The 7,909-nt window shown below is 33.7% G+C and carries 8 protein-coding genes and 2 tRNA genes; 6 read left to right on the plus strand and 4 right to left on the minus strand.

Translation table 11 applies throughout. From position 1 onward, the window contains the following. Window positions 1-204 precede the first annotated feature (204 nt). The 3 genes from IV513_RS14275 to IV513_RS14285 form a co-directional block, all read right to left on the minus strand. Window positions 205-279 (minus strand) — tRNA-Val (locus IV513_RS14275). A 33-nt stretch (window positions 280-312) separates the two neighbouring features. Further along, window positions 313-387: transfer RNA gene (locus IV513_RS14280), tRNA-Val, on the minus strand. 44 nt (window positions 388-431) lie between these two features. Beyond that, a complete protein-coding gene (locus IV513_RS14285; RefSeq protein WP_209391232.1) occupies window positions 432-1,676 on the minus strand; it encodes a folylpolyglutamate synthase/dihydrofolate synthase family protein in 1,245 nt (414 codons plus the stop codon). Window positions 1,677-1,825: 149 nt separating this feature from the next. On the opposite strand from IV513_RS14285, the gene IV513_RS14290 reads away from it, so the two are divergent. From IV513_RS14290 to IV513_RS14310, 5 genes are all read left to right on the plus strand, one after another. Further along, window positions 1,826-3,166 (plus strand): TolC family protein, encoded by a 1,341-nt coding sequence (locus IV513_RS14290; protein ID WP_209391233.1) that lies wholly within the window; start codon window positions 1,826-1,828, stop codon window positions 3,164-3,166. 1 nt (window position 3,167) lies between these two features. After that, a complete protein-coding gene (locus tag IV513_RS14295; protein WP_209391234.1) occupies window positions 3,168-3,758 on the plus strand; it encodes a SprT-like domain-containing protein in 591 nt (196 codons plus the stop codon). A 2-nt stretch (window positions 3,759-3,760) separates the two neighbouring features. After that, complete coding sequence (locus IV513_RS14300; RefSeq protein ID WP_245168958.1) at window positions 3,761-4,840, plus strand: mannose-1-phosphate guanylyltransferase; 1,080 nt, start codon at window positions 3,761-3,763, stop codon at window positions 4,838-4,840. A gap of 32 nt (window positions 4,841-4,872) precedes the next feature. Beyond that, window positions 4,873-5,535: a hypothetical protein gene (locus tag IV513_RS14305; protein ID WP_209391235.1), complete on the plus strand. Its 663-nt coding sequence runs from the start codon at window positions 4,873-4,875 to the stop codon at window positions 5,533-5,535. 115 nt (window positions 5,536-5,650) lie between these two features. Further along, window positions 5,651-6,334, plus strand: a complete 684-nt coding sequence (locus IV513_RS14310; RefSeq protein ID WP_209391236.1) for an FKBP-type peptidyl-prolyl cis-trans isomerase — start codon at window positions 5,651-5,653, stop codon at window positions 6,332-6,334. 75 nt (window positions 6,335-6,409) lie between these two features. On the opposite strand, the gene bcp is transcribed toward IV513_RS14310, so the two are convergent. Continuing rightward, the gene (gene bcp / locus IV513_RS14315; RefSeq protein WP_209391237.1) at window positions 6,410-6,859 is read right to left on the minus strand and encodes a thioredoxin-dependent thiol peroxidase; all 450 of its coding nucleotides are present in this window, start codon (window positions 6,857-6,859) and stop codon (window positions 6,410-6,412) included. Between the two features lie 34 nt (window positions 6,860-6,893). Here bcp and nth point away from each other — a divergent pair, with 34 nt between their 5' ends. After that, window positions 6,894-7,520 carry an endonuclease III gene (gene nth / locus IV513_RS14320; protein ID WP_209391238.1) on the plus strand — a complete coding sequence of 209 codons (627 nt, stop codon included), beginning with the start codon at window positions 6,894-6,896 and terminating at the stop codon, window positions 7,518-7,520. Window positions 7,521-7,909 lie beyond the last annotated feature (389 nt).

Raw genomic sequence — 7,909 nt, forward strand, 5'->3', positions numbered from 1 at the left:
ACTTCAGAATGCAGCTTCGAGGCGTTAAAGACAAAGCATTTTTCCTTTTCAGATTATCCAAAATTTTTGCCTAGTCCCCAACTTTTGTTACTGATCCCCTAGTCCCCAACTTTTGTTACTGATCCTAAATCTCCTACAACCACCATGAACAAAGGAAAGTTACAAAAATAAAAAAAGTCTCCTAATAAATTAGAAGACTTTTTGTGGGTCCTGAGGGATTCGAACCCCCGACCCTCTGGGTGTAAACCAGATGCTCTGAACCAACTGAGCTAAGAACCCGAATTTTTTTGAAAGGTTTCGTTTCCTTTTCTGTGGGTCCTGAGGGATTCGAACCCCCGACCCTCTGGGTGTAAACCAGATGCTCTGAACCAACTGAGCTAAGAACCCTCTTTATCGCTGCTTCCTCGATTAGAGTGGTGCAAATATACGACTTATTTAGAAATCTCCAAATTTTTTTCTAAAAATTCTCCTACAACAAAATTACTTCCTCCGATAAAAATCATTTCATCATCTTTACATTCCTGTTTTGCAGAAAGATAAGCTTCTTGTACCAAATCGAAAATTTTATAATTAATTTTTGCTTTTTGTAATAAATCTTCATAATCTTCAGGGTGTCGACCACGATGAATAGAAGGTTTTGCAAAATAAAATTTAGAATTATCGGGAAGAATCCCCATCACTTCATCAATTTTCTTATCATTAACAAAGCCTAAAATAATATGCTTATCCTTATTAATAGAATTTAATTGAGAAAAAACATATTCTAAACCAGCCTGATTATGCCCCGTATCACAAATCGTTAAAGGGTTCTTAGAATATTCAAACCAACGACCTATAAAACCCGTATTTTCATGAACTTTCAACAAGCCTTTCTCTATATTTTCTTCAGAAATATTAACATTTAACTGCTTCAATTGCTCAACCAAACCCAAAACAACGCGAATGTTTTTCTTTTGATAATCTCCTTTTAAATCGGACATCAATAAAGTTTCTATTTTGGTGGCATCTATCAATTGGGAATGTTCTTTTTCAGCTTTAGCTTTAATAATGTTTTTTACCACCATATTTTCATCTCCGGAAACCACCGGAATTTCCGGCTTAATAATCCCAGCTTTTTCCGCCGCAATTTCTTCAATGGTATCTCCCAGAATATTCTGATGATCCAACTGAACATTCGTAATTGCACAAACCAGCGGCGTAATGATATTGGTAGAATCTAGTCTTCCTCCCAAACCAACTTCAATAATAGCAAAATCTACCTTCTTCCGAAAAAAATATTCGAATGCCATAATGGTTGTAAATTCAAAAAAAGATGGTCGGATATCTTGCGGAAGATTTTTCAATTTTAAAATAAAATCATAGACAAATTGTTTATCGCAGTTTTTTCCATTTACTTTAATCCTTTCTGTAAAATCTATAAGGTGAGGAGAATTGTACAACCCAACGTTGTAACCCGATTCCTGAAGAACAGAAGCCAGCATATTGCTTGTAGAACCTTTACCGTTGGTTCCTCCAATATGAATACAGCGGATTTTTTCTTGTGGATTTCCAAAAAAACTACAGAGTTTTTTTATATTATCTAAGCCTGGCTTATACGCTTTTTCACCTTCAATCTGATAATTGGGAGCCTGCACAAAAAGCCATTCTACTGCCTCTTTATAGTCTAGATTTGTCATACCGCAAAATTCTAAAATCTTTTATAATTCTTGCACAAAATTTTTTGTTTTTTGTAACTTTTTAGCAATCTCTTCGTCTAATGCAGAAAAAGCAGCTACCCCAGCTTAGAATAGCTTAGGTAATATTTGAAAAGAATAAACATTTCACCATGAAAAAAGTTTTGACGATTGTTTTAGGATTAACCTTTGTAGGATTTAATGCACAGGAAAAGTGGTCTCTGAAAGAATGTGTAGATTATGCCGTAAAGCACAATTTACAGGTAATTCAAAACGAATATTCAAAACAAATGCAGGATTCTAATCTTAAAATTGCACAGAAAAACTACCTTCCTTCCGTAAATGCCAATATGGGCAATAATGTAAGTTTTGGACAGGCTTCTTTAGGAACAGGAAGTATCCGGAACGACAGATTCAGCAACAATGCCAACATTGGAGCAGATATTTTAATTTACAATAACGGACGGCTTGAAAAAAATATCAGGAAAACCCAGTTTGATGTTGAAGCCAGCCAATACGATATTGAAACTGTAAAAAATGATATTTCACTTCAAATTGCACGACAATATCTTACAACTTTACTGAATAAAGAAATCGTTAAAATAGCCCAAAGTGCGACAGAAAATGCTAAAAAGCAATTCGACAGAGCAAAAATTACTACTGAAGTAGGAACTACAGCAAAAACGATTGAAGCAGAAGCAGAAGCAGCTTGGGCAAGAGAAAAACAAAATCTTAAAACCGCAGAAATTAACGTAAACCGAAGCCTTTTTGCATTAGCACAACTCCTTCAGCTTAAAGAACATAAAGACTTTGATGTGGAGGATGTAGAAATTTCAGAAACCTTAAGTCCACAGCTAATTTCCGTGGGTGATGTTCTGGAAACAGCATACGAAACTCAGCCTCAGGTAAAAGCAGCTCAAAGCAGAATAAAATCTGCTGAAGCACAGACAGAAGTTTCTAAAACAGCTTTTTGGCCCACTCTTACCGCCAATGTGGGAATCGGAACATTTTATAACAATTTACTGAACACCAATAATGTAGGAAATGAATTTTTCTATGTGAAAGAAGCAAGTTTCTTCCAGCAGTATAAAGATAATTTCGGACAGCAAGGCGGAATAAGCTTAAACATTCCTATTTTCAATAAAGGAATAACAAAACTACAGGTAGAACAATCAAGAATCAATGAATTTATTGCAAAAAATTCCTTAGAGCAACAAAAACAGGCTGTACGACAAAATGTACAGCAGGCTCAGTTTGATGTAGATGCCAATTACGAGATTTATCTTGCAGCAGTAGAAACAGAGAAAAGTACAAAACTGGCAATGGATTTTGCAGATAAAAGCTTTGCGGCAGGACGCACAACCATTTACGATTTAAATATTGCGAGAAATAATTATGCAAATGCTCAAGGTTCTGTGGAGCAGGCAAAATACAATTATGTTTTCAGTCTTAAGTTATTGAATTTCTATGCAGGAATTCCATTAAGTTTGTAGAATGTCTATTCAGTCTTTACAAAATTATTTACCCGAAAATACGCTTCCATATTTAAAAAACTGGTTTTCAAACCATTATATCCATATCAAAATAACTAAAAACAGAGAATCTAAACTTGGAGATTACAGAAAACTGAGGGATAATTCTCATGAAATAAGTTTGAATTCCACGCTTTCGCCACAACTTTTCTTTTTCGTTTTAACTCACGAATTAGCCCATCTCCTTGCGTTTGAAAAATATGGAAGGAAAATTGCTCCACACGGTGCAGAATGGAAACACACCTTCAGAAATATGCTTTTAGAAAGTATTGAGGTTTACGAAGAAAATTTAAAGCCTATTATCATCAACTTCTCCCGTTCTCCAAAAGCCAACTTTATGGCGAGCCCGGATTTGGTAAAATATTTTGAAATCAGAAATCAAGATGATGGCTCAGAATACATCCATGAGCTGAAAAACGGAGATCAGTTTATCTACAGAAACGAAAAATACGTTCTTCAAAGTCTTATTAAAAAAAACTATCTTTGTATACATCTGGCTAGTGGAAGAAAATATTCTTTCAAGCCATTAGCAAGAGTGATAAAATGCAGTTAAAAATGTCAAAATCAGATCAATACTGCGTGATTATGGCAGGAGGAATCGGCAGCAGATTCTGGCCATTAAGCACACAGAAATTCCCTAAACAATTTCAGGATATTCTTGGAACTGGTCGTACGATGATTCAGCAGACTTACGACAGAATCAGTAAGATTATTCCCAATGAAAATATTTTTATAATCACCAATAAAGAATATATTGCCCTTTCTCATCAGCAACTTCCAGAAGTTCCTTTGCAGAATATTGTAGGAGAACCTTTAATGAAAAACACTTCTGCGTGCAATCTTTATATGACGAATAAAATTGCAGAAGTAAATCCCGATGCTACCATGATCGTTTTACCTGCGGATCATCTTATTTTGAAAGAAGATATATTTCTCGAAAAGGTAAAAATTGCTCTTGAAATTGCTTCAGATAATGATTATCTTTTAACATTAGGAATTACCCCTACAAGACCAGATACTGGATATGGATATATTCAGTTTGTTGAAAAAAAGAATTCTGAATATTACAAAGTGAAAACATTTACAGAAAAGCCCATGCTGGAACTGGCAAAAACTTTTTTGGAAAGCGGAGACTTTTTATGGAATGCCGGAATTTTTGTCTGGAATGTAAAATCTATCCGTAAAGCTTTTGAAATTTTTCTTCCCGAAATGACTCAGCAGTTTATCGCCTGCGAGTACAATGCAGAAAGTGAAGAAAACTGTATTGAACTGATTTATCCTAAAATACAGAAAGTCTCTATTGATAATGGCATTTTAGAAAAAGCAAAAAATGTATATGTGATTCCGGCAGACTTGGGATGGAGCGATTTGGGAACATGGAATTCTATTTTTGAACATAGCGAAAAAGACGAACACAACAATTCGGTGAATATCAAAACAGCCCTTACCTACGATTCTACGGGAAATATTATTCATGCTAAAAGCAATAAAGCGGTTGTAATTGACGGGTTACAAGATTTTATCATTGTAGATACAGATAAAGTTTTACTCATTTGTCCGCGTGAACACGATCAGGAGATTAAAGACTATGTTTTAGACTTGAAAAGCCTGAAAAAAGGCGAAAAATATGTATAATTATGGCACGTTTTGTGTCTTTATATTAAGCTATGTCAATATATAAAAATATTTTTTTTCTGTTTCTTTTATCTCTTGGAATTTTTACTTTTTCTCAGGAAAAGAAGAAATTTCCCAATGTTGAAAACGTTTTACTGAATATTAAACCCGATTCCAAATTAGATTTTTGGGTTTTGGTTCACAATCATTACGGAAAGGGAAAAGAAATTAAAGTTTCAGGAACTAAAAAAGATTATGTTCCGCAATTTTCAGGATTTAATCTAAGACCTGGAGAAGACAGTTTTTTCTATATCGTTTATTCTTCTGGAGGTAAAATTTCTTACATCACAGAACTTAAAGATCTTAAAAATTTCATCGGAAAAATCGACAATGTTGATGAAGCAGCATTATCTGCTGTTTTGGAAGGCTATATGATTGATGAACAATTTGTAGATGTTGCCGCCAATTATTACGAAGATAAAACCAATTATTATTTAGATCTTGGGAAAATAACTTCTACGGAATGTCCTTATCAGAAGAAGCATTTTACTTTAACGGTTAATAAATCTTCAGGAATGATTACCAATGTAAAAGAAAACGGAACTTACACTGAGGTTTACACCAAAAAATGCACAAACAACCCTCGGCTTCAAAAAAAACAGCCTGAAGAGACTCCTAAAGAAACACCTAAGAAAGCACCTAAAAAGAGAAGATAGTTTCTTTTAATTTCAACTTCAGAAATCTGACCTTATCAAATTAAGTTTATCTTTTCTATAATTTCATGCATTTAACTGCAAAACCTTAAATTCGCAAAAATAATTACATTCAACAATGAAAAAAGCATTAATTACCTTAACACTTCTTGCAGGAGCAAACATCGTTTTTGCACAAAAAACATATACAGATGAGCAAAAAGCCTCATATTATATTGGTCTTGATATCGCTTCCAATATGAAAAAGCAAGGATTTCCTGCAGATGCCGATCTTTTAGCTCAGGGAATAAAAGATGCACTCACAGAGAAGGCTACATTATTCCCAAAAGAAGAAATGGCAACTTTTTTACAAGGTTTCATGCAGAAGCAAAATGAAAAAAAACAAGCCGAAATGAAAATTAAGGCTGAAGAAAACAAAAAAATCGGGGCAGATTTCTCCGCAAAAAATAAACTGAAGAAAAACATCAAAACAACAGCAAGCGGTCTTCAATATGAAGTTTTGAAAGAAGGGGACGGAAAAACCAAGCCTACAGCAACAAATACCGCAAATGTACTCTATACAGGAAAACTTCTGGACGGAACCGTTTTCGATTCTACAGATAAAAACGGAGGAAAACCAATAGAACTTAATCTTTCGGGTGTAATTCCGGGGTGGACAGAAGGAATACAACTAATGAGCAAAGGAGCAAAATACAGATTTTATATCCCTTCTAATCTCGCTTATGGAGACAGCGGAGCCGGAAATGTAATTCCTCCAGGAGCAACTCTTATTTTTGATATTGACCTTCTAGATTTTAAATAAAAGTCTAACTGAAAAAATATAAAAACCTCTTTTCTGTTGCAAAAGAGGTTTTCATTTTTTTGAATATTATGGAACTTACTGTTCTAAAATTTGTGAAGCATGATCTTTTGTTTTCACTTTATCTATTACTTGGCTACAGATTCCTTGTTCATCAAAAATAAAAGTGGTTCTCACGATTCCCATAAATTCTCTGCCCATAAATTTTTTCAGCTGCCAAACTCCGAATTTTTCGATGATATCATGATTTTCATCTGCTATAACATCAAACGGAAACTCGTACTTGTCACTAAAAGCTTTCTGTCTTTTTACAGAATCTGCACTTACACCAAGTAATTGATATCCTTTGTCTTTCAGTAAAGAATAATTATCTCTCAAATTGCATGCTTCCGCTGTACAGCCTGGAGTACTTGCTTTTGGATAAAAGAAAACAACAAGTTTTCTTCCCAGCAGATTTTCCGATTTTACCATTTCTCCATTCTGATTTACCCCTTCAAATTGGGGTAACTGATCGCCGACTTTCAACATAATGATTTATTTTTGCTCAAATTTAGTGTTTTCAATGACAAAAAAGCAAAGAGCCGAGCTGGTTCAAACCGAATTAGAAAAATTATATCCACAGGTTCCTATACCTTTAGATCATACCGATCCTTATACTTTAATGGTAGCTGTTGCGCTCTCAGCACAAACAACAGATAAAAAAGTAAACCAAGTAACGCCGGAACTTTTTGCAGTTGCAGGAACTCCACAAAGAATGGCTAAGCTGGAAGAATATCAAATTAAAGAACTCATTAAAGAAATAGGGCTTTCGAATACCAAAGCCAAAAATCTTAAAAGAATGGCGGAGCTTCTTTTGGAAAGACACAATGGAATTGTTCCGCAAACTTATGAAGAGCTTGAAGCACTTCCCGGAGTTGGCCATAAAACCGCCTCGGTTGTTATGAGTCAGGGATTTGGGTTTCCGGCATTTCCTGTAGATACGCATATACACAGATTAATGACGCAATGGAAACTTACTTCCGGGAAAAATGTTGTAGAAACAGAAAAAGACGCCAAAAATCTTTGGAAAGAAGAACTCTGGAACAAACTTCACCTACAGATTATTTTTTACGGTAGAGAATATTCTCCTGCACGAGGCAAAGGAGAGAGAGATTTTATTACTAAAATGATGTTTGAAAAAGATTTGTAAATTTTTTTCTTGAATAATCACTTTTAAAAACATGCATTCATAAATTATAGCATTAAAAACAAATTATGCTTTATACAAATAATTGATTTTAAGACATTTAAAATAATTGTATTTTTTAATAAAAATAGTGTAACAAAATTTAATTTTAAATACTAACTATTCATAAGTTTCTTTTATTTACTTATTAAATACGTAAATTTAAAAACACTGATTATCAATTATTATTTTAAACTAAAATCTATTTTTATTATTTTTTTTAATTAAAAATCATTTATTATTTAAATATTATTCAAAACCCGTTGTGCATTATGAAATAAAAAAGTAAAAAGTTGTTCATTTGATTGAAAATCAGTAAATTGAATTAGCCATAATACATTTACAATGAACAA

Origin of the sequence: Chryseobacterium sp. RR2-3-20, from assembly GCF_017808115.1 — a bacterium.
GTDB lineage: Bacteria > Bacteroidota > Bacteroidia > Flavobacteriales > Weeksellaceae > Chryseobacterium > Chryseobacterium oryzae.

Excerpts from the sequence above, each read along its gene's own strand:
- bcp (WP_209391237.1), bottom strand. The coding sequence starts at position 6,859 with ATGTTGAAAGTCGGCGATCAGTTACCCCAATTTGAAGGGGTAAATCAG.
- IV513_RS14310 (WP_209391236.1), top strand. The coding sequence starts at position 5,651 with ATGAAAAAAGCATTAATTACCTTAACACTTCTTGCAGGAGCAAACATC.
- IV513_RS14285 (WP_209391232.1), bottom strand. The coding sequence starts at position 1,676 with ATGACAAATCTAGACTATAAAGAGGCAGTAGAATGGCTTTTTGTGCAG.
- IV513_RS14290 (WP_209391233.1), top strand. The coding sequence starts at position 1,826 with ATGAAAAAAGTTTTGACGATTGTTTTAGGATTAACCTTTGTAGGATTT.
- nth (WP_209391238.1), top strand. The coding sequence starts at position 6,894 with ATGACAAAAAAGCAAAGAGCCGAGCTGGTTCAAACCGAATTAGAAAAA.
- IV513_RS14295 (WP_209391234.1), top strand. The coding sequence starts at position 3,168 with ATGTCTATTCAGTCTTTACAAAATTATTTACCCGAAAATACGCTTCCA.
- IV513_RS14305 (WP_209391235.1), top strand. The coding sequence starts at position 4,873 with ATGTCAATATATAAAAATATTTTTTTTCTGTTTCTTTTATCTCTTGGA.
- IV513_RS14300 (WP_245168958.1), top strand. The coding sequence starts at position 3,761 with ATGTCAAAATCAGATCAATACTGCGTGATTATGGCAGGAGGAATCGGC.